Origin of the sequence: Nocardia sp. 852002-20019_SCH5090214, from assembly GCF_001665865.1 — a bacterium.
In the GTDB taxonomy this organism is placed as follows: domain Bacteria; phylum Actinomycetota; class Actinomycetes; order Mycobacteriales; family Mycobacteriaceae; genus Nocardia; species Nocardia nova.
The window spans coordinates 42,118-67,551 of record NZ_LZMK01000130.1 but is presented as its reverse complement, the minus strand read 5'-3'; the positions used below and the strand labels follow the sequence as shown (position 1 = coordinate 67,551).

The window sequence follows — 25,434 nt, the reverse complement described above, 5'->3', positions numbered from 1 at the left end:
TACGCCGACCGGACCGCCGAGGGCTGGGATCTGTCGCTGAAACATCCGAAGAAGGGCTACCCTCATCTGACCGCGACTGCAACTGCTGACCCGGCCGCCGATCGCCGGCCGGAACGGCAACAGCCGCCCACCTTTTCGCCTCCGCCACATATCGAATCCCCCATGCGATCCGATATGCGGCCGCCGAGAAGGTGGGCGGCTGTTGCCGTTCCGGCCGGCGATCGGCGGCCGGGTCAGCAGTTGCAGTCGCAGCCGCAGCAATCGCAGTCACAGTCGCCGCAACTGTTGCAACAGTTGCAGCAATCGCCACAGCCCTCGCAGTCGCAGCAGTCGTCACAATCGCAGTCGCAGCGTTGTATCCAGGCATCCCGGTGTTCACCGCTGCACGGCCGCCGATGCCCGCCACAGCAGGCGTATCCGGTGCAGTACACCCCGCAGATGATCCCGACGCCCTGCCAGAAGGTGGGCCGTCGCGGGGGCTCGTGCGGCGGCTCGTCCGAGGGCGGATACGGATCGCTCGGCGGCCGATCGCCGAACGGCGGCGGAATGTCGTAGGGCTGCACCGGGCTCGCGGGATACGGTCCCTGGTCGGGGTAGGGTGACGGATCGATTTGCGGCCCAGCGGGGTTCGGCTGATACGGCGGCGGCGCCGGATACGTCCCGGGCTGGTAGGGATTCGGCTGATAGGGCTGCTGCGCCGTAACGGCCGCTGCGGCTGCCGAGGGCCGAATGTGCCCGGCCGCCACGGGATAGCCCAGCAGCCGTACTGCGGCGTCGGCATCGGCGCCGTCGGAAAGCGTTCGGCCGCCGCGTTTTCCGCAGCCGCAGGCAGCTTTCGCGTCGCCGCATGCTACGGCCGCGGCTCGGCCCAGCTTCCGGACGACACCGCGCAACGGATCGAGCAGCAGCCAGCGGACGGCGGGAACGTGGGCGAGCTTCGCCTGGTGTAGCGCGCGGCGGATTTCGGCGTCGGATTCACGCAGCAGGCCGTGCGCCTCTTCGGCGCTCACTCCGCTGGCGAGCAGCGGGTTGAAGCGATTCCGGCGGCGGTCGTCGTCCAGATCTTCGATGGCGTCGGCCAGGTGAGCGATGCGGCCGAAATGCCATCCGGCATCTCGGAGCGCCGGCGTGTTCTCCGGTCGGCCCGCCAGCACCGCGCTGTGGGCGAACAGTTCCGCGGCACACATCTGTGTCGGCTCGGTGAGTGTGGCGAGCAGCTCGGCCGGTGTGGAACCGATTGTCCGCGTGTCGCTTTCGATGTCGGAGCCCCGGGAGTCGATCGCGGCAGCCCCGCGCCCGTGTGCCGCCTGCAAACGCGGTTGCCCGCCGCACGCCGTGTGAATCCACACCGCCTGTTCGAGTTCCGCCTGGCGGCCGATCGCGGCGATCAGCGGTTCGATATCCAGCCCGATATCGGCGGCGTTCGCGCGCGCCGAGGCGAACCAGCGATCGGCCACCTTCCGCATGGGCCGCCGGACCAGCGGGCCCGCATCGCCGTCGTCGGCGTGGTCGCGAATCTTGGCCGCTCCCAGCAGGAGTGACGCGGTGGTCGCCAGCCGCACCCCGGGGGATTCGGCCGCGGCGACCGAGGCCCGCTGCATCCCACGCAGCGCGCACGGTCCGGCCGCGGTTCGCGCGGACTCGCCGGCCTGTGCTTCCGTCAGCACGTTCAGCACGATCGCATCGGTATTGGTCGCGGTGCGGGCCAATTGGCCGTGCCCGTCGCGCAGGCCCAGGCACAGGCCGCACATATGCGTGCGCCAATCCGCCGCGTCCAGGCCGTATTTCGCCGCGCTGTGCGCGCACGGCGTGAGAAGTCCGAACAATTCCGCCCCGTTGAATCGGCGGCCGCATCGGCAATCCGGCCGTCTGTTGCAATCCGCACTCTGGCAGGTGCCGACGGCGCCGCGCAACTCGGACCGCGCGATTCGCCGGTACTACTCGGCCTTCTTCTTACCGGCCAGACCGCGCCAGGCCAGATTGTCCAGCAGGTCGACCGCGCTGGCGACATCCACCTCACCGCTGGCGATCCGGTCGGCGATCGCCTCGCCCGCGCCGATCACCGCCACCGCGACGATGTCGAAATCCGTTCCGGGCTCGGCGTATTTGGCACTCGACTCGAGCAGTTTCGCGGTCAGTTCGATGATGCGCTCGCGGCTGTTCGCGATTTCGGAGGCGAACGGCTGCTGCCCGAGGGCCTGCCGATACAGCACCGACCACGACAGCCGGTTGTTGTCCACATAGGACAGGAATGCCTCGAGCCCGGCCCGCAGCTGCTCGTGCGGGGTGAGCTTGGGGTTGCCGGCCACCGCTACGGCCTCGATGAACCGTGCGCTCTCGCGCTGAATGCAGGCCCGGAACAGTTCGTCCTTGGAGCCGTAGTACAAATACAGCATCGGCTTGGAGATCTTGGCCTCGGCCGCGATGGCATCCATCGACGTGTCGTGATATCCCTTTCGGGAGAAGACCTCGACGGCGGCGTCCAGCATCTGCTGCTCACGAACCGCCCTGGGAAGCCGCTTCGTTCCGCCTGCCATCCACACTCCTAGCCCATATCGAAACCCCTATCTTACTCCAAGGTAAGTTTCGGAGAACAACGAATTGCCGCCGATTCGCTGAAGCCGGGCTCAGCAGGGGAGCTGGATGCCTTTGTACTTGGCCACCCGCAGGACCGAATCGTCGACCTGCTTCATGGTCAGCTTCCCGTCGCGAACTTCCTGCTCGAGCCGGTCGAGCACCGAGCTGACGGCGTCGGTGCTGATCCACAGCGCGTCGTCGGCGCCGGCCTCCAGGGCGGCGGCCACCGCGTCCTCGATGCCCATCCGGGCGGTGATGGCCGCCATGCCGCTCAGGTCGTCGGTGAAGATCGGGCCGTCGTAGGGCTTGGCGTTGTAGCCGGTGCCCTGGCGCAGCAGTGCCATCGCCTGCGGGCTGATGCTCGCCGGAACGTTGGGCGTGGTCAGCCCGGGAACGTCCAGATGGCCGACCATCACCGCGGCGCCGGAGTCGATCAGGTTCCGGAACGGCACCAGATCCACCTGCTGCATCTGATCCAGTGGCGGCGTGCGCACCGCGCCGGTGTGGGAATCGCCGGACCCGTGCCCGTGGCCGGGGAAGTGCTTCATCACCGCGCCGACACCGGCATCGTGCATGGCCCGGATGTAGGCGCCGGCGTAGTCGGTGACGACCTGCGGATCCTGCGAGTAGGACCGGTCGCCGATCACCGCGTCGTCGGGCTCGTCGCTGACGTCCACGTCGGGCGCGAAGTCGACGGTGATGCCGAGCTTCTTCATGGCCTGCCCGCGGGCCAGGCTCTGCTGGTAGTACTCGTCGGTCGACATGGTCTGCGCGGCGACCCGGGCCGAGGGCGCCTGCCCGATCAGGTTCTGCAACCGCGAGACCCGGCCGCCTTCTTCGTCGATGGTCACCATCAGTGGTGTGCGCGCGGCGGCCTTCACCTGGTCGAGTCCCTGGCCCGACAGCATGGACTGGTCGGTCCAGCTGCCGACGAAGATGCCGCCCACCTGTTCCCCGCGCACCACCTGTTCGGCGTCGGCGGCGTTCTTGACGCCCACGGTGAGCAGCTGCGCCAGCTTCTGCCGCGTGGTGAACTGCGCGAGATAGCCTGCGGCGCAGTCCTGCTGGTTACCGGTGGTGGTGGTCGCGGGGGTGGCGCCCGTCGTGCCCGGTGCGGCGCTGGGGCCGGTCGTGGTGGTGGTGGAGGTGGAGCCCCCACCGCCGGAGCACCCCGCGAGGGCGACTGCGGCTACTGCGAGGACGATCCCGGCAACGTTGCGCATGGACCGACCGTAGCCGTTCGAGGCGCCGGAACCTACCCGTGGTCGCCGACCGCGCCCCTGCCCCGGAAGCCGCACACCGGGCCCGGGCCACCGGAACTCGTTCCGCCCGCCGCGTCCCACGTTGTCGATGGTTGAAAAGCACCGCCGCCGGTAATACCGAAGTTATCGAATTGTGATATCGGTCATCCGATTGGTGTTCGCCTCGGACTGCTTCCGTAACCGATGCAGTCCGAATAAACGGTCAACTACCAGCTAATTCCATCCGGCAATAGAAACAGAATGTCGACGCCTGCTCCGGTCGGGATCGGGTGGCAGCAGCAGCCGCGATTGATAATCTCCCGGTAACCTTACGGTCGCTAGTTGGTTGGCGAGTATTCGCGGAGCGTTCCCGCCCTGGTAGCGGACGAAATCGCGTCCTATTGCTTTCGGCTATTGATTAGCTACCGATCCCGGCGGAAATCCGCCGATCCATCATCGAACCGATAGCGGAGGGCTGAGACGTATGCGTATCAGCGCAATTGCGCGCGGCGCCGGATTGATTCTCGCGGCGGTCGTCGGATTGGGCGCACTCGGCGCCGCCCCGGCCGCCGCCGCATCCGATCTCGACCGGTATCTCGACCTGCCGCTGGTCAATCGCGATGCCGCCCACTCGCCCGGTGGGGTGAATCCGGAATTGCCCTACGACCGCGCGGAACTGGGCCGCCTGCTCGACGAGGCGCGGGCCGAGGGCGTGACGCCGACTCGGTACGCCGCACTGCTGTATCAGTACTGGCTGGTGGACGCCACCGAGAAGGCCGGTATCGACCTGCGCAGCTGGGATCCGCGGACCGGCGTCGAGGCCAACCGCGACAATCTGATCAAGTCCTATCGCTACTACGAGAATCTGCAACTCGGCCACCGCGAACTGCAGTGGGCCGGCATGGGCGGTCAGGTCGGCGCCGACTTCGGTGGCGGCCTCGTCGATGCCGAACTGATGGGAACCCTCTACGACCTGCCCGGTATCGCCGATGCCGCACATACCGTCCTCGGCGCCGTCCAGCGCACGGCCGGCCCGGAGGCGGTCGCGATGCTGCCGGAGGGACTGCGTGCGCTGGCCGACGCGGCACCGCGCATCACCCCCGGCGACCTGCACTGGATTCTCGGCATGATCCTGGTGATGCAGAAGAACATCTTCTCCGACCTGATGCCGATGCACGACGCCTACGTCACCGGTGGTCTCGCCGCGCTCGCGGAATTCGAGCGGGCCGGACTGTTCGGCGCCGACATCATGAATGCCTGGCGCGATGTGGCCTCGGGCACGCGCGATCGGATCGCCGCCGGCAATGCGGCCCTGCTGCGCCGGGAACAGCAGTGGGCGATCGGCGCGCAGTGGGACCAGGTGCGCGACTACAAGGGGCCGGTCGGTGCGGCGATCACCTACCTCAGCGGCGCCGCCGGTTCGCCATCGGTGGCCGGTGTCGTACCGCCCCGCGAATTCCGGCCCGTGCGCGTGCCTTTCACCGGCGCCGACGGCCGCCCGATGATCCTCGGCCTGCCGCTGCCGAGCTGGAACTGGTCGGCATTCGACGACCGCTGGGACTACATCACCACCGAACTGCTGCCCAAATACAAGTGGCAGGTCGAAAACAATTGGCCCGCATTGGAAGCCACGCTGCGAACCCCGTACGAGGTGCAGCTGGAATCCCATCGGCCGCTGCTGAACATCCCGCAACTGCTGGGTTCGGCGGCACAGGAAATGACGGTCACACCGGCGGGCCAGGAGGGCTGATGAGTCATCATGCGCAGCTCACTCGTCTGCCCGACCGGGTGCGGGTGTCCCGCAGAACACAGGAGGGCTGATGAGTCATCATGCGCAGTTCACTCGTCTGCCCGACCGGGTGCGGGTGTCCCGCAGAACACAGGAGGGCTGATGAGAAGGTACACAGTGGCGGCGGCGACCGCCCTTGCGCTGGTCTGTGCCGCCGGCGCCGGAGTGTCCGGAACCGCCGGCGCGGAACCCGTTGCGCCGCAGACACCCACTCCGAATCAGGTGTTCAACGGATTCGTCGTCGGCTCGCTCCAGGGCGCCACCCCGGCGAGCCCGCAGGAGGCCTTCCAGGCGCTGCGGGCCGACGATCCGTTCTATCGGGAACCGCCGCTGACCGGTACGGAGAAGCCCGGCACGGTGCTGAAGGCCGAGAAGGTCGACGTGATGTTCACCGGTGTGAAGCCGGCGAATCTCGACGCCTGGAAGCTGATGTACGTCACCACCGAACGCGACGGCGGCACTCCGGCGATCAGCACCGGAATCCTGATGATTCCGCGAGACGGCAAGTCCGCGCACGAGAAGCACGTCGTCTCCTATCAGGAGGCCAACGACAGCGTCGGCTGGAACTGCCATCCCAGCACCCAGTGGACCGGTGGCGATCCGCTGGACGGCGCGTCCTGGTCGGCGCTCGGCCCGCTGGCGCTGATGTTCGGCAAGGGCTACGCGGTGATGATCTCCGACGTCGGCAACGACGCCGACCGCGCCCCGCACGGCGTCTTCGCCGGTAAGTACGCCGCGCACACTCAGCTCGACGGCACCCGCGCGGCGCTGAACTTCCCCGAGGCCGGGTTGAACCCGCGGGCTCAAATCGCGTTGTTCGGGATCGCCGGTGGCGGTGTCGGTGCCGGCTTCTCGGCCGAACTGCAACCCTCCTACGCGCCCGAGCTGAATGTGAAATCCACTGTGCTGGAAGGCATGGTGGTCGACCCGCGCAACTTCATGCGAGTCGCCGACGGATCGGTGGGTTCGGGCTTCGCGTTCGCGACCCTGCTCGGGCTGGAGCCGAAATATCCTGAGATGCGGCTGGATTCGAAGCTGAACCAGGCCGGCCGGGCGGTGGCCGACGTATTCCGCGGTCAATGCCAGGACGCGTACTTCAGCATGCCGTTCGTTCCGCTGCGGGCGATGTTCGACTCGGGGCTGAGTCCCGCCGACGAGCCGGCGTTCCAGCCGGTGTTCGACGACAACCGGCTCGGCCGGTCCGATGCGCCGAAGTCCAAGGTGCTGATCGCCTCGTGCGCGAAGGACGATTCGCCGATGTCGCTGGTCCCGGCGGCCGATTCGCGCGATCTCGCCGAGACCTACCGGGCGCAGGGCACCGACGTCACCTACCAGCCCACGGACTGCTCGATGGTCACCATGCTCACCGACCTCTACGGCTGGGGCACCGACCTGTTCGGAATGCAGACCATCGACTGGCTCGACCGGCAATTCGACTGAGCGGAGACATCATGGCATTCCTCTGGGGACTGGGCTACCTGCTCACCTTCGGACCACTGGCGGCGCTGGACATGGTCGGCCGAGCCGTCGAAAGCCTGAGCTGAACCGGGCGCGAAAACTGCGCCTGCGGCTACGCGCCCGGCAGCTCGTTGTGCCCGCCGAACGCCTTGCGCATGGCCGAGAGCACCTTGTCCGCGTAGAGCGCCTCACCGCGCGAGGAGAACCGCTCGTACAGCGCGGTCGAGAGCACCGGGGCGGGCACACCCTCGTCGATCGCGGCGTGGATGGTCCACCGTCCCTCGCCCGAATCCGACACTCGCCCACCGAAGCTGGTCAGGTCGGGATCGGCGTGCAGCGCGGCCGCGGTCAGATCCAGCAGCCAGGACGCGACCACCGAACCGCGCCGCCACACCTCGGTGACCTCCGGCACGTCGATGTCGAACTGGTAGTACTCCGGATTCTCCAGCGGGGACACCTCGGCCGAATGCGCGTCGTCGAGTTCCTTGCCGATATTGGCCTTGTGCAGGATGTTCAGGCCTTCGGCGTAGGCGGCCATCGCGCCGTATTCGATGCCGTTGTGCACCATTTTTACGAAATGTCCGGCACCGGCGGGACCGCAATGCAGGTAGCCCTGTTCGGCGGGAGAGGGCTCACCGGTGCGACCGGGGGTGCGCTCGGCGGCGTCGACACCCGGTGCGATCGACTGGAAAAGCGGTTCCAGATGGGCGACCTGCTCGGCCTCGCCGCCGATCATCAGGCAGTAGCCGCGGTCCAGCCCCCACACGCCGCCGGAGGTGCCGATGTCGAGGTAGTGGATGCCTTTGGGCGCCAGGGCCTTGGCCCGCTCGATGTCCTCGTGGTAGCGGCTGTTACCGCCGTCGATGATGATGTCGCCCGGTTCCAGCAGTTCGGCGATCCGGTCGATGACCGCGCCGGTCGCACCGGCCGGAATCATCACCCAGACCACGCGCGGCTTCTCGAGCAGCGCGACGAAGGCCGGGTAGTCGGTCGCGCCCTGGAAGCTGTCGCCCAGTTCGTCGGTGAATTCCTTGATCTGGTCCTCGTGCCGGGAGTATCCGACCGCGGTGTGACCGTCCTTGACGATGCGCCGCACGATGTTGGCACCCATTCGGCCGAGCCCGATCATTCCCAGCTGCATACTCTTCTCCTAGAGTCGTCCGAGCTTCGGCAGGTCCGAGCTCTGCTTGCTGCTGTACCGCGGCGGGAGACCAGCGCCCTGCACCGCCACCGCTCTCGATTGTCCCCGCTGCCCCGATCGAAAATTTCTCCGGTGTCGAAACGAATCGTGTAACACCCCGAGCCCGGTCCCGATAATCAGATCGGCTCCGTGCAGTTGCCAGACCCCCGACCCGGCAACCGCACGGAGCCGTCTTCATGTCCTCGCGGCCTCCGGCTCCCGCACTTCTACAGCGGCGTCTTCATGAGCACGACGTTGTACTGGTTGTGCATGGTGAGCAGGAAGTACAGGTCGCTGCCCGTCTGATACGGGTAGATCATCGGCGCGTACATGGTCGGCAGATCGCGCACGTCGACCAGGACGCGCGGCGCACTCCACGGGCCCTCCGGGTTCGGCGCGGTCCGCATGACCACGGAGTCGAAGGGATCGGTGGTCAGCATCACGTACTGGCCCAGATGCGCGTTCCACTGCACCGACAGCTCGCCCACGCCGCCGACGATCGGCTTGGCGGCGTTGGCGTCCTTCGGCTTCCACGCGCCGCCGTCCCAGTACTCGTAGGCGTCGATATTGGCGATATCGGCTTCCTTGACCCGCGAGATGAATCCGGGCTGGTTGCGGCCCGCCGGGGTGCCGTACTTGTAGACGTAGCCGCCGGCCTTCAGGAAGGCGTTCTGCTGGAAACTCTGGAAGCCGTTCTCGTTGCCGCGGCGGGTGGTCGGCAGCTGCGCCCAGGACTGGCCGTCGTCACCGGAGACGGCCAGGGTGGAGAAGTTGGTGTCCCAGTGTCCGTCCGGGCCCCACTCCCGCACCGACATCATCGACATGTACTGCACGCCGTTGACCGAGATGCCCGCGGTCGGAATGAAACTGATCTCGATGCCCGGAATCTTCGGGCTGGGCAGCGGATTGTCCACGAAGCTCGTGTAGTTCACGCCCGCCGCCGGGTCCGCGTCGGCCGGGCTGCGGAACAGCACGTTCGAGCGCCACGCCCAGATGCTGCCGGCCAGCACGTTCGGCACGCCGAGGCCGGCGGTGTCGCCGTAGGCGGTGATCATCTGCCCGCGCCCGTCGTCCCACATGATGCCGAGGTCGGTGCCCAGCACGTTCTGGTTCTGGGTCCGGTTCGGCGAGGCCATCCCGGTGGCCTGGTAGACCGCCTGTGTCGGGCCCGGGAGCTGCGGCAATCCGTTGATGCCGTTCAGTCCGGGAATCGGATTGATGTTGTTCGGGTCGGCTCCGGCCGGCGATGCCGTCAGGCCCAGCAGCGCGACCGCCGCGCAAGCTCCAGCCAGTGCGGACAGTCGTCTCATATTCCGAATTCCTTCCATGAGTCACGCCGTGGGTATTGTGCCTGCCCTCGGCGGACGGCGTGCTACATGCCGACGAAACTCTCGTCACATCGGCACGGCACGGCGTTGTCTCGGTTGTCTCGGTTTATGTATGGCGCACCAGACCCCGGGGCACTCCAGTGCCGACATTATTACCCGGTCTCGATTCCGGTGCAGGACCGGCGGTCCGGGCGTGCCGTCCGGATCGCTGCCCGGGCCTTCGCATTCGGGACCCGGAACGGCAGCGGCCCCGCCTCCCGCCGTCGGGAGGCGGGGCCGCTGCATTCACGCGGTGGACGAGGAGGCGATCAGAAGGCCGCTTCGTCGAGCTCCATCACGTCGTTGTCCAGGCTGGACAGCACGGTGCGGGTGGAGGTCAGCTCCGGCAGCACGTTGCGGGCGAAGAACTGAGCCACGGCGACCTTGCCGTTGTAGAAGGCCTCGTCGGAACCGGTGGCGCCGTTGTCGAGGGCCTTGATGGCGACCTCGGCCTGACGCAGCAGCTGCCAGCCGATGAGCAGGTCGCCCACCGCCATCAGGAAGCGGACCGAACCCAGGCCGACCTTGTACAGCTCCTTGGCGTCCTCCTGCGCACCCATCAGGTGACCGGTCAGGGTGGCGGCCATGGCCTGCACATCCTCGAGCGCGGTGGCCAGCAGCTTGCGCTCGCCCTTCAGGCGGCCGTTGCCGGCCTCGGACTCGATGAACTTCTGCACCTGGCCGGCCACGTGGGCCAGCGCCACGCCGCGATCGCGAGCGATCTTGCGGAAGAAGAAGTCCTGCGCCTGGATGGCGGTGGTGCCCTCGTACAGCGAGTCGATCTTCGCGTCGCGGATGTACTGCTCGATCGGGTAGTCCTGCAGGAAGCCGGAACCACCGAAGGTCTGCAGCGAATCGGTCAGGTACTGGTAGGCCCGCTCGGAGCCGACACCCTTGACGATCGGCAGCAGCAGGTCGTTGACGCGGAACGCGAGGTCCTTGTCGGCACCGGAGACCAGCTGAGCGATGTCCTCGTTCTGGTGGGCGGCGGTGTAGAGGTAGATCGCGCGCAGGCCCTCGGCGTAGGCCTTCTGCATCATCAGCGAGCGGCGCACGTCCGGGTGGTGGGTGATGGTGACGCGCGGCGCGGTCTTGTCGGTCATCTGAGTCAGATCCGCACCCTGCACGCGCTGCTTGGCGTAGTCCAGCGCGTTCAGGTAACCGGTCGACAGGGTCGCGATGGCCTTGGTGCCCACCATCATTCGGGCGTTCTCGATCACGTCGAACATCTGCGCGATGCCGTTGTGGACCTCGCCGACGAGCCAGCCCTTGGCCGGGACGCCGTGGCCACCGAAGGTGACCTCACAGGTGGCCGAGACCTTCAGGCCCATCTTGTGCTCGACGTTGGTGACGAATACGCCGTTGCGCTCGCCCAGGGTCCGGTTCTCGAAGTCGAAGTGGAACTTCGGCACGAAGAACAGCGACAGGCCCTTGGTGCCCGGGCCGGCGCCCTCGGGGCGGGCCAGCACCAGGTGGAAGATGTTCTCGAACATGTCGTCGGAGTCACCGGAGGTGATGAACCGCTTGACACCCTCGATGTGCCAGGAGCCGTCCTCCTGCTGGATGGCCTTGGTGCGGCCGGCGCCCACATCGGAGCCGGCGTCGGGCTCGGTCAGCACCATGGTGGCGCCCCAGTTGCGCTCGACGGCGATCTCGGCCCACTTCTTCTGCTCGTCGGTGGCGTTGTTCCAGAAGATCTGGCCGAACGGGCCACCGGCGGCGTACATCGCGACGGCCGGGTTCGAGCCCAGGATCATCTCGTTGAGGGCCCAGACCACCGAACGCGGCGCGGGCAGGCCGCCCAGTTCCTCGTTCAGGCCGACCTTGTTCCAGCCGGCCTCTTCGTAGGCCTTGAAGGACTTCTTGAACGACTCCGGAATAGAGACGCTGTGGGTGTTGGGGTCGAACACCGGCGGGTTGCGGTCGGCGTCGGCGAAGGACTCGGCGACCGGGCCCTCGGCCAGGCGGCGTACCTCGTCGATGATGTTCTTGACCGTGTCGGTGTCCAGGTCACCGTAGGCGCCGGAATCCAGCACCGAGCCGATGCCCAGCACCTCGAAGAGGTTGAACTCCAGGTCGCGGACGTTGCTCTTGTAATGGCCCATCTCTGTTACTCACTCTCCGTTGAGTCGGTGCGGGTCGGTGTGTGCCGTTCCCGCCCATGTGTCTCCACACCGGGTAGTCGAACGGAATATCCGCCTTCTACTCGCGGGTAACTTACAGCGTATATTACCGATGAGTAATGGGGTTGGAAAGCGCTGACCGGGCGATGTGACGAGATGAACACGCGGCCGCCGGCTCACCGCAATCACCCGTCGCGGGTGAGGTGTCCGCGGGTGGTCGCGGGCAGGGTGTCGGCAGGGTAGTTCACCTGCGCCGAAGGAGGCCGCTGTGCCGGATTCGAAGCCGAACATCCTGGTCATCTGGGGTGACGACATCGGTATCACCAATCTCAGCTGCTACAGCGACGGCCTGATGGGCTATCGCACGCCCAATATCGACCGGCTCGCCGAGGAGGGCATGCGGTTCACCGACTCCTACGGCGAACAGAGCTGTACGGCCGGGCGGGCCTCCTTCATCACCGGGCAGAGCGTCTACCGCACCGGGATGAGCAAGGTCGGAGTGCCCGGCGCGGGCATCGGTCTGTCTCCGGAGGATCCGACCATCGCCGAACTGCTGAAACCGCTTGGTTACGCGACCGGGCAGTTCGGCAAGAATCACCTCGGCGACCTCAACAAATTCCTGCCGACGGTGCGCGGTTTCGACGAGTTCTTCGGCAACCTCTACCACCTGAACGCGGAGGAGGAACCCGAGCTGCCGGACTATCCGCACAAGGACGCCTACCCGCGGCTGTACGACCTGCAACGCCCGCGCGGGGTGCTGCACTCGTGGGCGACCGACGAGGACGACCCCACCGAGGACCCGCGCTTCGGGCGCGTCGGCAAACAACGCATCGAGGACACCGGGCCGCTGACCAAGAAGCGGATGGAGACGATCGACGAGGATGTGGCCGAGGCCTGCGTCGATTTCCTCACCCGTCAGCAGCGGGCGGGCACGCCGTTCTTCGTCTGGCTGAACTTCACGCACATGCATCTGCGCACGCACACCAAGCTGGAAAGTGTGGGGCAGGCGGGATTCTGGCAGTCGCCGTACCACGACACGATGATCGACCACGACCGCAATGTGGGCCGCGTGCTCGATGCCCTCGACGAACTCGGCCTGGCCGACAACACGATCGTCATCTACAGCACCGACAACGGCCCGCACGCCAACACCTGGCCCGACGGCGCGACCACCCCGTTCCGCAGCGAGAAGGACACCAACTGGGAGGGTGCGTTCCGAGTGCCGCAGGTGATCCGCTGGCCGGGCCACATCGCCGCCCGCTCCATCTCCAACGACATAGTGCAGCATCACGATTGGCTGCCGACGCTGCTCGCCGCGGCCGGCGAACCCGACATCGTCGACAAGCTGGAACAGGGACATGCGGTGGGGGACAAGACTTTCAAGGTCCACATCGACGGCTACAACCTGTTGCCCTACCTCACCGGCGAGGTCGAACACAGCCCGCGGCGCGGCATGGTCTATTTCTCCGACGACTGCGATGTGCTCGGAATCCGGTTCGAGAATTGGAAGATCGTGTTCATGGAGCAGCGCAAACAGGGCACGCTCGGAATCTGGGCCGAACCCTTCACCCCGCTGCGGGTGCCGAAACTGTTCAATCTGCGCACCGACCCGTTCGAGCGAGCCGACGTCACCTCCAATACCTATTGGGACTGGTTCCTCGACCACGACTACATCGCCTTCTACGGGACGGCCATCGCGACGGCGTTCCTCGACACGTTCAAGGAATTTCCGCCGCGTCAGGAACCGGCCACCTTCACCATCAACCAGGCGGTCGCCAAACTGCACGACTTCCTCGCCCGGGACTGACCATGGCGGTGTCGCTGGAATCATGGAACGACGGTGAAACCATTTCTGCCATCGTCGATTTCGTCGCTCGCGTCACCGATCGGGGCGGGCCCGACTATGTCGAACCGTCCGCGCGGATAGCGGTATTCGACAACGACGGCACCCTGTGGTGTGAGAAGCCGATGCCGATTCAGCTCGACTTCACCATCCGGCGACTGGCCGAAATGGCCGAGCAGGAACCGCGATTGCGCACGCAACAGCCGTGGCGCGCGGCCTACGAGCAGGACCTGCAGTGGCTCGGCGCGGCGATGGTCAAGCACTACCACGGTGACGACACCGATCTGAAGTTGTTGATGGGCGCGGTAACTCGCGCGTTCGGTGAGATCAGCGTCGAGGATTACGACGCGCGGGTGGCGGCATTCTTCTCCCATGCCGACCACCCGACCCTCGGCCGCCCGTATCACGGCTGCGGTTTCGCTCCGATGGTCGAGCTGCTGTGGTATCTGCGCGACAGCGAATTCACCACCTACATCGCCTCAGGTGGTGATCGGGATTTCATGCGCCCGGTCGCGGGGGATCTCTACGGGGTGCCGCCGGAGCGGGTGATCGGCAGTGCGCTCGGGTTGACCTATCGGGAACGGGAAGGCCGCAGCGACCTGCTCTACAAATCCGCGATGGATTTCTTCGACGACGGGCCGGAGAAACCGGTCCGAATCTGGAGCCGGATCGGCCGCCGTCCCATCCTGTCGGTCGGCAATTCCAACGGCGATCTGCCCATGCTGTCGTTCTCCGAACTCGCGGGCGCGCCGTCGTTGCGCATGCTGATCCTGCACGACGACGCGGACCGGGAATTCGACTACGTCGCCGGCGCCGAGAATGCGCTCGAGCACGCGCGTCGCAACGACTGGACGGTGGTCAGCATGAAGAATGACTGGGCGCAGATCTTCACACCCGATTCGTAGGAACGGCCCGTGAATATTTCGATCGCCACCGACGTGCGGCAGATACCCGCACAGACCTTCACGATGGGTTCGGACCGCCACTATCCGGAGGAACGGCCCGCCCATCGAGTGGCCGTGGATGCCTTCGCCATCGAAACTCGGCAGGTCACCAACAGCCAGTACGAACGGTTCGTCGCCGACACCGGGTACCGCACCGTCGCCGAGCGCCCGCTCGATTCCGCCGACTTTCCGGGAGCACCGGTCGAGAATCTGCAACCCGGCTCGATGGTGTTCACCCGGACGGCCGGCCCGGTCGACCTGCGGCATCTGAACCTGTGGTGGCGCTGGACGCCCGGCGCCTCGTGGCGGCATCCCGAGGGGCCCGGGTCGTCGATCGCCGACCGGCCCGATCATCCGGTAGTGCATATCGCGTACGAGGACGCCGCCGCCTACGCGACATGGATGGGCCGGGCGCTGCCGACCGAGGCGCAGTGGGAGGCCGCGGCCCGCGGCGGGGTGGAGGGTGCCGAATTCACCTGGGGCGAGGAGGGAGAATCCGGAGACCGGCGCCTCGCGAACTACTGGCACGGCGACTTCCCGTGGCGTCCCGACCGCGGTTACGGACACACGACTGCCGTCGGTTCCTATCCGCCCAACGACTACGGCCTGTCCGATATGGCCGGCAACGTGTGGGAATGGACCGGCGACTGGTACGCCGAGCGCCATCCGGGCGGCGGCGGATGCTGCGTCCCGCGTAATCCGCGCGGTGGGGATCAGGAGCGGAGTTTCGACCCGCGTCAGCCGCAGTTCCGGGTGCCGCGCAAGGTGATCAAGGGCGGTTCGTTTCTCTGCGCCGACAGCTACTGCCGCCGGTACCGGCCCGCCGCGCGTCGCCCGCAGATGGTCGACACCGGGATGAGTCATATCGGCTTCCGGTGCGTGGCAGGCCCCCGCTGAGCGGGGATTACCGTGGACACCGTGCGCATCGAGACAGCTGCGGGGGACGCCGAGGTGGAGATCGACCGGGAGGCCGGCGACCGGTTTCTGCTGCTGCTCACCCACGGTTCCGGCGGCGGGGTGGAGGCCGGGGATCTGCTGGCGGTCCGCGATCGCGCGGTGGCGCTGGGCGGGGTGGTCGCGCGGGTGATTCAGCCGTACCGGGTCGCCGGTCGGCGGGCACCCGGTTCGGCGACGGTGCAGGATGCGGCGTGGTTGGAGATCGTCTCGGCCCTGCGCGAGCAGGCGCCCGGGATACCGCTGATCCAGGGCGGGCGCAGCAACGGCGCCCGGGTCGCCTGCCGGACCGCCGTCGAAGCCGACGCCAAAGGCATACTGGCGCTGTCGTTTCCGCTGCACCCGCCAGGTAAGCCGGAGAAGACGCGGCGAGAGGAGCTGCTGGCGGCGTCCGCGCACACCGATGTGGTGGTGATCAACGGTGAACGCGATCCCTTCGGAATTCCGGACTCCGCCGATGCGGCCGAGGTGAAAGTGATTCCGGGCCAGGCCCATTCGTTTCGCAGTGGCTTCGATCTCATCGCCGGGACGGTGGAGCCGTGGCTGCGACGCTGGGCGGACATGGATTGATCGGTGCGGAAAGGCCTGTGGATCATCGAATCTCAGGTTCCATCTCCGGGAATACCCCGATGCCGGGCCGCCGTTGCGGAGGTAATTTCGGCTGTGGTCGGGATTTCGAGAGGAGACAGATCCATGATCGCAGGCCCGATTCGCGCCGCTCGTCGTCCCGCGGCCGGTGTCGCACTGGCTGTCCTCGCAGCGGCCGGTATCGCCGTCGCCGGAGCGGGTGCCGCGCAGGCGAGCGTTCCGTGTGGCGCCGCCCCGCCGTGCAGCGCCGACGGCTTCGGCTCCGACGGGTTCAACGCCCAGGGTGTCGACCGATTCGGGCGCGACCGCTCGGGCTTCGACCGGTCCGGATACGACCGGTTCGGCCGTGACCGCTCGGGCTTCGACCGGTCCGGATACGACTCGCTCGGTTACGACCGCTTCGGTTACGACCGGTTCGGCCGGGACCGATTCGGCCGTGACCGATTCGGCCGCGACCGATTCGGCCGCGACCGATTCGGTGACGATCGGACGGATCCGCCCGCACAGTCCCACGGACCGGCGCCGCTACCCACCGGCAGCGCCGGACTGTGAGGCGTCGCCACCCCGGATCACGCGTCCGGGGTGGCCGTCGCTTGCTCTTCCAGATCGGGCACGATCGCGGTGGCCACCACGAGGGCGTCGATGGCGTCGCGTCCCTCGGTCTCGCGCAGCACCCGCTGCGCCGTGTCGATCCGAATATGTTTTGCCGCAGCGAGATCCGCCACCACGTCGTAGGGAGTGAACAGGATCGCCGGATCCTGCGGCCCGCCGTAACCGTCGGCGATATTGGTGGTGTCGTGGCCGAGGACGAGGAGGGTGCCGCCCGGGCTCAGCCGCTCGGCCGCCGCGAGCAACAGGCTGCGCCGCTGGTCGGCGGGCAGATGAATGTAGACGGCGAGAATCAGTTCGAACGGGCCGTCGATCCCCGCACCGGCCAGATCGGTGACGTCCGCGCATTCCCAATCGATCCTGCTGCGCACCGAACGTGACATCCGCGAGGCGACCGTGCGGCCCTTGTCGATGCCCACCTGGGAGAAGTCGACCGCTCGCACCTGCCAGCCGTGCGTGGCCAGCCAGAGCGCGTGCCGTCCCTCCCCGCACGCCAGGTCCAGGGCACGCGGCAGTTCGGGTGGCGCTTCACCGGGCACATCGGGCACCAGCCGAATGTGCCGCTCCAAACCGAAGATGTGTTCCACCACCGTCGCGTTCGGCGGTGCACCCCACACCAACTCGCTCTGCGCGTAGCGCTCGTCCCACTCGGCGGCGTCCATGGGGCGAGTCTAGCCAGCTACAGCGCGACGCCCGGCCGAGTGAAACGGGGGCCGGGCGCCGGGTATCCGAGGCGACCTACAGCGTCGTGCGCATGAGAACGACGTTGTACTGACTGTGCACCGTGGTGAGGAAATACAGATCGCGCCCGGTCTGGTACGGGAAGATCGAGGGGGCGTAGGCGGTGGGCAATTCACGTGTATCGATCAGCACCTCCGGCGGACTCCACGGCCCCTCCGGGGAAGACGCCCGGCGCATCACCACCGAATTCCACGGATCGGTGGTCAGCATGACGAATTGCCCGAGGTAGTCGTTCCACATCACCGACATCTCGCCGACCCCGCCGGTGATCGGGCGGGCGGCGTTCACATCGTTCTTACGCCACGCCCCGCCGTCCCAGTACTCGTATTCGGCGAGATTCTGGATGTCGTTCTCCCGCACGCGCGCGACGTAGGCGAAGTGATTGCGGCCCGACGGCGTGCCGTATTCGTACACCCAGCCGCCGCTCTTCACGAAGGCGTTCATCTGGAAGTTGGCATTGCCGCCCTCGTCGGGCCGGCGGGTGAAATCGAGGTCGGCCCATGTTTCCCCGTTGTCGGCGGAGGCGGCCAGACCCGAGAAGTTGGTGGTCCACTGGCCGACGTCGTCCCAGCTCTTCACCGACATCAGGCTCATGTACTGCACGCCGTTCACCGAGATTCCCGCGGTCGGGATGCGGCTGATCTCGATGAACGGAATCTTGGGACTGGGGATCAGATCCCGCGCCTGGCCGAACACGTCGCGCACGGCGCTGTCGAAATAGATGCCGTCCGAAGGATCCTGGGTGTGACTGCGCACCAGGATATTGCTGCGCCACGCCCAAAAACTGCCGGCCAGCAGATTCGGCAGCCCCACGCCGGCGGTATCGCCGAAGGCGGTGAGCATCTCGCCGCGGCCGTTGTCCCACATGATTCCCAGGTCGGTGCCGAGGACGTTGTAGTTCTCGGTGGCGTTCGGGCTGGCCATTCCGGTGACCTGGAATATCGCTCGCGAACGCCCGACCAGATTCGGTAATCCGGTGGTGCCGTTGAGAACCGGAATCGGATTGATGGCATTCGGGTTGGCGGCCGCCGGCGCGGTCACGGTCAGAAGGACGGCCGAGGCGCCCGCTATCGCGGACAGCAGGACGGATACGGTCTTGGACAAATGCAGCCCTTCCCGTTCTCGCCGATGCGCCCCCGTTCACCGGCTTCGCTGGCAAAGTGTGAAAATGCTAACAGCGAATCGCGGGTAAATGGGTTTCCTTCTCGCGTTTTCGGGTAACTCCCGGGTCGGCGGTGTGTCCCTTTGTCGAATCTACCGACGGCCGAGCGCTTGCCGGACCAGGAGTGGTATCTGCGTCGCCCGTTCGATTCCCAGAGTGCGGCGGGTGCCCGCGTGCCAGGTGCGCTCGAACAATTGTTTGGCGGCGGCGACGGCGGGTGCCGGGCGGGCCGCGATGCGATCGGCCAATTTCTCGGCTTCGGCGCGCGGATCCTCGCTCACCTCGGTGATCAGTCCGATTCGTGCGGCATAGGCGGCGTCGACGGGATCGGCGGTCATGGTCAGCAGGAGGGCCTTGTCCGCGCCGATCAGGCGCGACAGCGTGACCGCGCCCGACATATCCGGAACGAGGCCGTGCGCGACTTCCATCACGGCGAAATCGGAATCCGGTGTGGCGAAACGGAAATCGGCGGCCAGGGCCAATTGCAGTCCGCCGCCGAAACAATGGCCGTGCACCGCCGCGATCACCGGCTGCGGCAGCCGCCGCCACGCCCAGCACGCCTCCTGAAAAGCATTCGTGCCCAGCCACGGCAGGGGCAGGAAATTGCGCACGATACTCAACGGGTCGCCGGTTGCCTTCGCGATATCGAGGCCACTGGAGAAACTGGGCCCGTTGCCGGCGAGGATCACGGCGCGAATCTCGTCGCGCTTTCCGATCACCCGCGCCACCCGGACGAGATCGTTCAACATGTCGATGGTGAGCCCGTTGTGTTTGTCGGGCCGGTCGAGTTCGACGTAGGCACGATCACCGTCGAAGGTCAGGGATACGTCGCTCATCGCTCACTCCGTGCTGATCGGGGTCGGCCCCCGCGGTTACCCGCCGGTAGGCACCTGCTCGAGGATTATCTTCGCGCAACCGGCCGGGTCGTCGTAGAACGGGGTGTGGCCGCTGCCCGCCAGGGTGATGTGCCGGGCCTGGGGAAGCCATTGCCGCGCCCGCCGGCTCTGGGTCCGATAGGTGAGCAGGATGTCGCGGTTGCCCCAGGCGATCGTGACCGGGATGCGAGCCAGGCGGCCGCCGTCGCGCAGCCGCGCCTGGTCGAAAGAGGCCAGGGCCGAACGGAATCCGGGGGCATCGAGAACGCCGTCCACGGTCTCGACCGCGGTCCGGGTGTCCAGCGCCCACGGCCGGCCGAAGACGATGCTCAGGAAGGCGGTCCGCCCGGCCGGTGTGCCGAGGATGGCGGGCAGTTGTGTGCGCAGTCCCCGGCCCAGGGTGGCCGCGCGGCCCAGCGCCTGCTGACACCAGATGCGCCCGGCATCGGACCAGAACCCGATCGGTGAATACGCGGTCACCGAACTCGCCACACCGCGCGCGCCGAGGTTCAGCGCGATCAGACCGCCCATCGAATTGCCGGCGAGGTGGGGTCGTTCCAGGCCCTGTTCGGTGAGGAACGCGTGCAGAGCGTCGGTGAGGGTGTCCACCGTGGTGTGCGGTAGCGGGTCGGACCCGCCGAAACCGGGAAGGTCGACCGCGATCACGTCGAAGTGGGCCGCCAGCGTGTCGATGACCGGTTCCCACACCTGCCAGCGACTTCCGACGCCGTGGATCAGGACCAGCGGTTCACCGGTGCCGACCCGGTGATGGTTCAACATCATTTCGAAACTCCCGCACCGAGATCGGACGCCGACGAGGAACGGGGACACCCTAGCAATCATTGGCGTTACGCCAACAGAGGTCGCCGTAACCGCGGCCGAAGGATCGGTGAGCGGCGCCGTTGTGAACGCTCCGTGTTCGCAGGACTCGGACTGTTGTCCGGCCGCCTGATGCGGCAGTATCACCTGCGCGGTTCGTGTCCGGTTCCACCGGAACGCGCCATAGCTGATACGCCTGAGAATTGAGGAACAGTTGAGGATTTCGCTGATCGCCGCCGTCTGCATCGCCCTGCCGCTTCTGGGTGCGTGCGGTTCCGACAAGGATTCGGAGCCGACCATCACCCAGGCCGACCTGTCGAAATCTCTGCAGTCCAGCGGCCTCAAGGATGCGAAACTCGCCGATTGCGCCGCCAAACTCTATGTGGACGAAGGCATTTCGCAGGACGGCCTGCGCAAGATGACCAAGCCCGGCAGCAATGCCCAGGTGACCGACGGCTCGATGGGTGGCCTGAGCAAGGAGGACTCCGACAAGGCGCGTGCGGCGACCCAGAAGATCGCCACGACCTGCGTCGCGGCCCCGCAGTAGATCCACGGCACGCTCACCGGGCGCTCGACCGGTTCGCAGGCCCCCACCGCGGCCGGACCGATCTACCGTGGGGATATGGCTACAGCGGAGTACCAGCACCTGCTCGTCGAGCGCAACGGTGAGACCGTTCGGATCACCATGAACAGGCCGGACCGGCGCAATGCGCTTTCGGCCGATCATCTCGGGGAGCTGCTGTCCGCGTTTCGCTGGGCCGGCGGCAGCGATGCGAGCGGGATCGTTCTGGCCGCGAACGGTCCCGTCTTCTCCGCCGGGCACGATTTCGCCGATGTCGCCGCCCGTGACCTGCTCGGCGTGCGCGATCTGCTGACCTTGTGCACCGAGGTCATGTCGACCATCGAATCCGTGCCCCAGGTCGTTGTCGCGCGCGTTCACGGCCTCGCCACGGCAGCCGGATGCCAGCTGGTCGCCTCCTGCGATCTGGCCGTCGCCGCCGAATCGGCCGGCTTCGCCCTCCCGGGCGGCAAGGGCGGCTGGTTCTGCCACACTCCGGCCGTTCCCGTGGCGAGGGCGATCGGCCGCAAACGCCTGATGGAACTCGCCCTCACCGGCGACCCGATCGATGCCCACACCGCCGCCGACTGGGGGCTGATCAACCGAGCCGTCCCCGACGCCGATCTCGACCGGGCGGTCGCCGAGCTGCTCACCAGGGCGACCCGGGGCAGCCGGGCCAGTAAGGCGCTGGGCAAGCGCACGCTGTACGCCCAGCTGGACCGCCCGGAGGACGACGCCTACGCGATCGCGCTCGAGGTCATGGCCGCCGCATCCCAGCTGCCGGGCGCCCGCGAGGGTATGGATGCCTTTCTGAACAAGCGCACGCCGATCTGGCCGGACTAGCTCGGTTCCGGCAGTCGGGCGGGGGAGGGCGCCGATTCGGCCGCGGAAGCCGAATCGGCGTCGGCCTAGCGCCCTGCGGTGTTCGGGTCCTGCTGGGCGAGCACGAAGGTGCCCTGCCCGTCCGGGCCCAGCCCGGTGTCGAGGATCTTGTCGTCGAGGAAGTCGACGACCTGCTCGTCGAGGAAGACGCGCGGGCCTTCCGCGTTGAGCACCTGGTCCTGCTCCGACGGCCCCGCGGCTACTGCGAGTTGCAGCGTCTCGGCGCCGTCGTTCGAGGAGATGCGCAATCCGGCATCGTCGGGCATTCCGTCCGCGGAGGTGATGGTGCGAACGGCCTCAATGGCAGTGGGCGTGAGCATGAGCATCTGTCCGGTTTCCTTCCGCCGTCGTCACAGGTCACGGTCGGTGCGACAGTCACGTGCCGTGGACCGGCCGATCAACCCGGCCGGCAGTCGTCCACGGCACCCGGCACCTCCGGAGGGGTAGCCACGATTCGCCCCGCCTAACCTCGCCGCCGGAATCGACCCGTTACGAGCCTTCGTTTCGGTCTCCGCGGTGGGTGGTACCCGGCGTTCACCGCCGCCGTGCGGTGGATCGAGTTGGCGTTCGGTATCAACCTCGGCGTCAGCTGACGACCCCGGACGAGGGACATCGGCCGCCGGTTGTTCGCCGGTGACCGATGTTTATGGGCGACAAAGGATTTCGTTCGTGAGCCCGCAGGCGGTATCGCGCAGCCGAAGGACGGTATCGCGGGGAGAGAGAAAGAGAGCCGGTGACGGGAATCGAACCCGCACTCTCAGCTTGGGAAGCTGAAGACTCGGCGAAATCGCGCCTGGTCATCTCTACGTAATCCCTGCTCAATAGGTACATGTCCGCTTTTGCGAACACGGGTGAACACTCACCATAGGGTATAGTAATAGGGTACAGTAAATCAAGAAATGGTACGGAAGAACCAATTTCGGACTAGCTAACCCTCCGCTTCAGGTCAGGATTGAACCGTTGGCAGATAAGCGCGAGACCTTTCGCACCCCAGGCAAGAAACGCCGGCGAACCAAGGGCACGGGCTCGCTGTTCCAGCGCAGGGACGGTATGTGGATCGGTCGCGTCGAGATACCCAACGAGCTGGATCCCGCCCGCTACCGATCGCAGGTATCGAGCCGAGACAAGAACGACGCGCAAGACAAGCTCGAACAACTGAAGGTAGACATCGCCAAGGGGCTCGAACAACTGAAACTCGGTACGACAGTTGAGGTTTGGATGCTCAAATGGGTCGACGAGATCAAGAAGCCTGATCTGGCGCCGCGCGTGCACCGCACCTACAAGTCGACGATCCGCCAGCAGATCATTCCGGCGATCGGTCACGTCCCCCTCGCGAAACTGAAGCCCGCCCACATTCGGCACCTGCTCAACTACGTTCGGACTACGACAGTGGAGAAGGAAGTCGAGGGCGAGGTCCAAGAGGTCCCGAAGTGGTCGTCGCGTACTGCGCAGGTCGCTTACGACCGCATCCGCGATGGCCTCGATGATGCCCTTAAGGAACGTCCTCCGCTGGTGCGTGAGAACGTCGCCCGCCTTGTCGATCGCCCTTCGGCGTCCAGCAAGGAAATCCCCCACCACACTGCGGAACAGGCGCGGCAGGTCATCACGACGGCGATCAAACGCAAGAACCCGTACGTGTCGCTGATCGCTGCCCGCTACTTGACCGCCATGCGGCAAGGCGAACTGCTGGGGCTCGAAGAAGACCGCATCGACTTCGAGAACCTGACCATCGACAAGAGCTGGCAGCTGCAATGGCTGCCCCTGCGTGAGGGAATGAAGTACTCCGACGACATCGACCGCTACGACGCCCCGAAGGGGTACGAGGTACGCCCGCTCTACTTCGGTGCGGCACTGGTGCGCCCGAAGACCAAGGCCAGCTATCTGATCCCTATGGCGCCAGAGCTGGCCGCAATCTTGCAGGTCTACCTACAGAACCGCGAACCCAATCCGTATGGGCTGGTTTGGGTTTCGAAGAACAAGACGCCGATTCAGCCGTCTGACGACTCGGACGTCTGGGAGCAGGCACAGCGAGACGCCAAGGTGGATTTGATCATTCCTGGTCACGGTGGGCGGCACACGGCGAACAACCTGCTGGAGATCCCTGAGGATGACCGTATGCGGATCCTTGGTCAGAGCACGGTGAAGGCCAACCGCGTCTACAGGAAGGTCAATCTAGAGCGTGCCCGTCAGGGGTTGGGCGAGATGTCGGCGCTGCTGATGCCTGAGGTGATTGTGCCGGCGGCGCTGCGGATTCCGGGATCGAATCACTGACGATCTTCGGAGGCGATGAAGGAGTTCATGGCTGCCGCCATATCCCTCAACTTGTCTCGGCCGCCGAACCATGACCGCACGACCTCGACGGCCGCCTCCTCCAGTTCTTGCGCAGCGGAGATCAGTTGCACGGTGGCAAGAGACTTCTTGGACTCGCGCCGTACAGCATCCGCGGCGGTTCGTGCTCGCGTCGCGGCTTCCATGAGAGCCACAACCTGCGGAATCGGAATGATCTGAGGCTGGATAGTGATTAGGTCGCCCTCAGGCGTGCTCTCAGGTTCCGACTTGCCTTCCAGAATGTTCACACTGGTTCCGGGTGCCCACTCCAACGCTTGTTCGACCTTGGCGAGGGTGTTCATGGAGAAGGCGCGCTTGCCGTTCTCTAGGTCGGTGAGGGCTCGATAGCTGAGGTCAATGCGTTGGGCAAGCTCGTCTCGGGTGTTCATCCCCAGCTCGACACGTCGACTTACGATTGCCGCTCCGAGGGCTTGCCAGTCTCTAGCAGCGGGATCGTCGCTCATGCTTCCTATGGTGCCTCAGATGGCGTGCTGGCGCGAAATTTTGTGCATCATGTCGCGAATCACACAAACTGGTATCGCTGCACTTCAGGGCGTGTACCGCCATGTAAAAGCATCACACTATCTTCCGGTATCTGCACAATCGGGCTTGACTAGCTTCCTGAACTTTCATATTCTTTCACCATGAACACGAGATCAGACCCGATCCGAACCGGCCAGACCATCCGCGCTCTGCGGGAAGCCTACGGTTGGACGCAGATCGGTTTCGCGGAAGCGCTCGGATTGTCCGGGTCGCACATGACCAACATCGAGGCTGGCCGGCGGGCGTGTACGCCTCGCACAGCGCTGCGGATTGCAAACTTGCTGGGGGTGCCTCTCGCGGCAATCACCACCGACTTCACCCCTGCGGAAATTACGCGCGTTCATGCAGCTTAAAGGCGGGTTTGACGTCGCCGATAATCTTATGCTCGAACACCAGTTCGTTAACGCGCGAACACCCAACACGGAACGCCGAGGGCAAGCCCTGCCAAGAACCGCCCCTACGGCATCCGCGGAAAAAGACCCCTCACAAGGACAGGTCCATGTCAAACCATAACACTGTCGAACCACCCGCGCACACCGCCGAAGTTGTGCGCTTGGAGGTCGACCGCGCCGTGCGCGCAGCGATCAGCGAGTTCTTCGACGGCGACCGAGTCGACCGTCGCCCCCAGTATCTCGACACTCGGTCCGCAATGGCCTACTCCGGTCTGTCACGGACCACGCTGTACGAACTGCTGCGCGCCGAGCGGATCGCCGCCCGCAAGATCGGCGCCAAAGTGCTGTATTCGCGGGAATCGCTCGACCTCTATCTCCGCCAGCTTCCTGCCTGGGGAACTGCCGACGCCGCCTGAGGGCTGCTCTCGCTATTCATTCGCCCGCTTCTGCGGGATCTCTC

24 protein-coding genes are annotated in these 25,434 nt (G+C 66.2%); 12 read left to right on the top strand and 12 right to left on the bottom strand.

Annotation, left to right across the window (positions count from 1 at the left end):
* Window positions 1-233: 233 nt before the first annotated feature.
* The 3 genes from A5780_RS40835 to A5780_RS11765 form a co-directional block, all read right to left on the bottom strand.
* Window positions 234-1,826, bottom strand: a complete 1,593-nt coding sequence (locus A5780_RS40835) for a DUF5685 family protein (RefSeq protein WP_064908440.1) — start codon at window positions 1,824-1,826, stop codon at window positions 234-236.
* Between the two features lie 111 nt (window positions 1,827-1,937).
* Entirely contained in the window at window positions 1,938-2,537 is a 600-nt protein-coding gene (locus tag A5780_RS11770; RefSeq protein WP_030514254.1) for a TetR/AcrR family transcriptional regulator, read from the bottom strand.
* A gap of 90 nt (window positions 2,538-2,627) precedes the next feature.
* Window positions 2,628-3,800: a glycoside hydrolase family 3 N-terminal domain-containing protein gene (locus A5780_RS11765; protein WP_064906773.1), complete on the bottom strand. Its 1,173-nt coding sequence runs from the start codon at window positions 3,798-3,800 to the stop codon at window positions 2,628-2,630.
* Between the two features lie 502 nt (window positions 3,801-4,302).
* Here A5780_RS11765 and A5780_RS11760 point away from each other — a divergent pair.
* On the top strand, window positions 4,303-5,568 hold the full coding sequence (locus A5780_RS11760) for a hypothetical protein (RefSeq protein WP_064908439.1): 1,266 nt from the start codon (window positions 4,303-4,305) through the stop codon (window positions 5,566-5,568).
* Window positions 5,569-5,709: 141 nt separating this feature from the next.
* The gene (locus tag A5780_RS11755; protein WP_064908438.1) at window positions 5,710-7,047 is read left to right on the top strand and encodes a lipase family protein; all 1,338 of its coding nucleotides are present in this window, start codon (window positions 5,710-5,712) and stop codon (window positions 7,045-7,047) included.
* A 130-nt stretch (window positions 7,048-7,177) separates the two neighbouring features.
* On the opposite strand, the gene gnd is transcribed toward A5780_RS11755, so the two are convergent.
* The 3 genes from gnd to A5780_RS11740 all read right to left on the bottom strand — a co-directional run bounded on the left by gnd (window position 7,178) and on the right by A5780_RS11740 (window position 11,717).
* On the bottom strand, window positions 7,178-8,206 hold the full coding sequence (gene gnd / locus A5780_RS11750) for a phosphogluconate dehydrogenase (NAD(+)-dependent, decarboxylating) (protein ID WP_064908437.1): 1,029 nt from the start codon (window positions 8,204-8,206) through the stop codon (window positions 7,178-7,180).
* A 266-nt stretch (window positions 8,207-8,472) separates the two neighbouring features.
* Window positions 8,473-9,555, bottom strand: a complete 1,083-nt coding sequence (locus tag A5780_RS11745) for a DUF4185 domain-containing protein (protein WP_063011409.1) — start codon at window positions 9,553-9,555, stop codon at window positions 8,473-8,475.
* Between the two features lie 326 nt (window positions 9,556-9,881).
* Window positions 9,882-11,717, bottom strand: a complete 1,836-nt coding sequence (locus A5780_RS11740; protein ID WP_064906777.1) for an acyl-CoA dehydrogenase — start codon at window positions 11,715-11,717, stop codon at window positions 9,882-9,884.
* 286 nt (window positions 11,718-12,003) lie between these two features.
* On the opposite strand from A5780_RS11740, the gene A5780_RS11735 reads away from it, so the two are divergent.
* The 5 genes from A5780_RS11735 (at window position 12,004) to A5780_RS11715 (ending at window position 16,616) form a co-directional block, all read left to right on the top strand.
* The gene (locus A5780_RS11735; RefSeq protein WP_030514261.1) at window positions 12,004-13,542 is read left to right on the top strand and encodes an arylsulfatase; all 1,539 of its coding nucleotides are present in this window, start codon (window positions 12,004-12,006) and stop codon (window positions 13,540-13,542) included.
* 2 nt (window positions 13,543-13,544) lie between these two features.
* A complete protein-coding gene (locus tag A5780_RS11730; RefSeq protein ID WP_064908436.1) occupies window positions 13,545-14,483 on the top strand; it encodes an HAD family phosphatase in 939 nt (312 codons plus the stop codon).
* Between the two features lie 63 nt (window positions 14,484-14,546).
* On the top strand, window positions 14,547-15,419 hold the full coding sequence (locus tag A5780_RS11725; protein ID WP_064908444.1) for a formylglycine-generating enzyme family protein: 873 nt from the start codon (window positions 14,547-14,549) through the stop codon (window positions 15,417-15,419).
* A gap of 21 nt (window positions 15,420-15,440) precedes the next feature.
* Window positions 15,441-16,046, top strand: a complete 606-nt coding sequence (locus A5780_RS11720) for an alpha/beta family hydrolase (RefSeq protein ID WP_063011448.1) — start codon at window positions 15,441-15,443, stop codon at window positions 16,044-16,046.
* 123 nt (window positions 16,047-16,169) lie between these two features.
* Complete coding sequence (locus tag A5780_RS11715) at window positions 16,170-16,616, top strand: hypothetical protein (protein ID WP_064908435.1); 447 nt, start codon at window positions 16,170-16,172, stop codon at window positions 16,614-16,616.
* A 17-nt stretch (window positions 16,617-16,633) separates the two neighbouring features.
* Here A5780_RS11715 and A5780_RS11710 read toward each other — a convergent pair whose 3' ends face one another.
* The 4 genes from A5780_RS11710 to A5780_RS11695 all read right to left on the bottom strand — a co-directional run bounded on the left by A5780_RS11710 (window position 16,634) and on the right by A5780_RS11695 (window position 20,234).
* Window positions 16,634-17,335, bottom strand: coding sequence for a bifunctional 2-polyprenyl-6-hydroxyphenol methylase/3-demethylubiquinol 3-O-methyltransferase UbiG (locus A5780_RS11710; protein ID WP_064908434.1), 702 nt, complete (start codon window positions 17,333-17,335; stop codon window positions 16,634-16,636).
* Window positions 17,336-17,411: 76 nt separating this feature from the next.
* Complete coding sequence (locus A5780_RS11705) at window positions 17,412-18,518, bottom strand: DUF4185 domain-containing protein (RefSeq protein ID WP_064908433.1); 1,107 nt, start codon at window positions 18,516-18,518, stop codon at window positions 17,412-17,414.
* 150 nt (window positions 18,519-18,668) lie between these two features.
* Window positions 18,669-19,412 (bottom strand): crotonase/enoyl-CoA hydratase family protein, encoded by a 744-nt coding sequence (locus tag A5780_RS11700; RefSeq protein ID WP_030514268.1) that lies wholly within the window; start codon window positions 19,410-19,412, stop codon window positions 18,669-18,671.
* A 36-nt stretch (window positions 19,413-19,448) separates the two neighbouring features.
* Window positions 19,449-20,234 carry an alpha/beta fold hydrolase gene (locus tag A5780_RS11695; protein WP_063011397.1) on the bottom strand — a complete coding sequence of 262 codons (786 nt, stop codon included), beginning with the start codon at window positions 20,232-20,234 and terminating at the stop codon, window positions 19,449-19,451.
* A gap of 250 nt (window positions 20,235-20,484) precedes the next feature.
* On the opposite strand from A5780_RS11695, the gene A5780_RS11690 reads away from it, so the two are divergent.
* Both A5780_RS11690 and A5780_RS11685 read left to right on the top strand, forming a co-directional pair.
* Window positions 20,485-20,817, top strand: coding sequence for a hypothetical protein (locus A5780_RS11690; protein ID WP_030514270.1), 333 nt, complete (start codon window positions 20,485-20,487; stop codon window positions 20,815-20,817).
* A 75-nt stretch (window positions 20,818-20,892) separates the two neighbouring features.
* The gene (locus A5780_RS11685) at window positions 20,893-21,672 is read left to right on the top strand and encodes an enoyl-CoA hydratase-related protein (protein ID WP_063011395.1); all 780 of its coding nucleotides are present in this window, start codon (window positions 20,893-20,895) and stop codon (window positions 21,670-21,672) included.
* Window positions 21,673-21,737: 65 nt separating this feature from the next.
* Here A5780_RS11685 and A5780_RS11680 read toward each other — a convergent pair whose 3' ends face one another.
* On the bottom strand, window positions 21,738-22,037 hold the full coding sequence (locus tag A5780_RS11680) for a hypothetical protein (RefSeq protein WP_030514272.1): 300 nt from the start codon (window positions 22,035-22,037) through the stop codon (window positions 21,738-21,740).
* Window positions 22,038-22,671: 634 nt separating this feature from the next.
* Here A5780_RS11680 and xerC point away from each other — a divergent pair.
* Window positions 22,672-23,982, top strand: a complete 1,311-nt coding sequence (gene xerC / locus A5780_RS11675) for a tyrosine recombinase XerC (protein WP_156769457.1) — start codon at window positions 22,672-22,674, stop codon at window positions 23,980-23,982.
* Here xerC and A5780_RS11670 read toward each other — a convergent pair.
* Complete coding sequence (locus A5780_RS11670; protein WP_082976419.1) at window positions 23,976-24,503, bottom strand: helix-turn-helix domain-containing protein; 528 nt, start codon at window positions 24,501-24,503, stop codon at window positions 23,976-23,978. The genes xerC and A5780_RS11670 overlap by 7 nt on opposite strands.
* A gap of 180 nt (window positions 24,504-24,683) precedes the next feature.
* Here A5780_RS11670 and A5780_RS39040 point away from each other — a divergent pair, with 180 nt between their 5' ends.
* Complete coding sequence (locus tag A5780_RS39040) at window positions 24,684-24,935, top strand: helix-turn-helix domain-containing protein (RefSeq protein WP_082976418.1); 252 nt, start codon at window positions 24,684-24,686, stop codon at window positions 24,933-24,935.
* Between the two features lie 146 nt (window positions 24,936-25,081).
* A complete protein-coding gene (locus A5780_RS11665) occupies window positions 25,082-25,390 on the top strand; it encodes a helix-turn-helix domain-containing protein (RefSeq protein WP_082976417.1) in 309 nt (102 codons plus the stop codon).
* Window positions 25,391-25,434 lie beyond the last annotated feature (44 nt).

What these genes read in the sequence shown, in the direction of transcription:
- A5780_RS11725 (WP_064908444.1), top strand. Translation starts at nt 14,547, where the DNA reads ATGGGTTCGGACCGCCACTATCCGGAGGAACGGCCCGCCCATCGAGTG.
- gnd (WP_064908437.1), bottom strand. Translation starts at nt 8,206, where the DNA reads ATGCAGCTGGGAATGATCGGGCTCGGCCGAATGGGTGCCAACATCGTG.
- A5780_RS11695 (WP_063011397.1), bottom strand. Translation starts at nt 20,234, where the DNA reads ATGATGTTGAACCATCACCGGGTCGGCACCGGTGAACCGCTGGTCCTG.
- A5780_RS11760 (WP_064908439.1), top strand. Translation starts at nt 4,303, where the DNA reads ATGCGTATCAGCGCAATTGCGCGCGGCGCCGGATTGATTCTCGCGGCG.
- A5780_RS11740 (WP_064906777.1), bottom strand. Translation starts at nt 11,717, where the DNA reads ATGGGCCATTACAAGAGCAACGTCCGCGACCTGGAGTTCAACCTCTTC.
- A5780_RS11685 (WP_063011395.1), top strand. Translation starts at nt 20,893, where the DNA reads ATGGCTACAGCGGAGTACCAGCACCTGCTCGTCGAGCGCAACGGTGAG.
- A5780_RS11745 (WP_063011409.1), bottom strand. Translation starts at nt 9,555, where the DNA reads ATGAGACGACTGTCCGCACTGGCTGGAGCTTGCGCGGCGGTCGCGCTG.
- A5780_RS11730 (WP_064908436.1), top strand. Translation starts at nt 13,545, where the DNA reads ATGGCGGTGTCGCTGGAATCATGGAACGACGGTGAAACCATTTCTGCC.
- A5780_RS11680 (WP_030514272.1), bottom strand. Translation starts at nt 22,037, where the DNA reads ATGCTCATGCTCACGCCCACTGCCATTGAGGCCGTTCGCACCATCACC.
- A5780_RS11755 (WP_064908438.1), top strand. Translation starts at nt 5,710, where the DNA reads ATGAGAAGGTACACAGTGGCGGCGGCGACCGCCCTTGCGCTGGTCTGT.
- A5780_RS11770 (WP_030514254.1), bottom strand. Translation starts at nt 2,537, where the DNA reads ATGGCAGGCGGAACGAAGCGGCTTCCCAGGGCGGTTCGTGAGCAGCAG.
- A5780_RS11765 (WP_064906773.1), bottom strand. Translation starts at nt 3,800, where the DNA reads ATGCGCAACGTTGCCGGGATCGTCCTCGCAGTAGCCGCAGTCGCCCTC.
- A5780_RS39040 (WP_082976418.1), top strand. Translation starts at nt 24,684, where the DNA reads ATGAACACGAGATCAGACCCGATCCGAACCGGCCAGACCATCCGCGCT.
- A5780_RS11665 (WP_082976417.1), top strand. Translation starts at nt 25,082, where the DNA reads ATGTCAAACCATAACACTGTCGAACCACCCGCGCACACCGCCGAAGTT.
- A5780_RS11670 (WP_082976419.1), bottom strand. Translation starts at nt 24,503, where the DNA reads ATGAGCGACGATCCCGCTGCTAGAGACTGGCAAGCCCTCGGAGCGGCA.
- A5780_RS11700 (WP_030514268.1), bottom strand. Translation starts at nt 19,412, where the DNA reads ATGAGCGACGTATCCCTGACCTTCGACGGTGATCGTGCCTACGTCGAA.
- A5780_RS11715 (WP_064908435.1), top strand. Translation starts at nt 16,170, where the DNA reads ATGATCGCAGGCCCGATTCGCGCCGCTCGTCGTCCCGCGGCCGGTGTC.
- A5780_RS11710 (WP_064908434.1), bottom strand. Translation starts at nt 17,335, where the DNA reads ATGGACGCCGCCGAGTGGGACGAGCGCTACGCGCAGAGCGAGTTGGTG.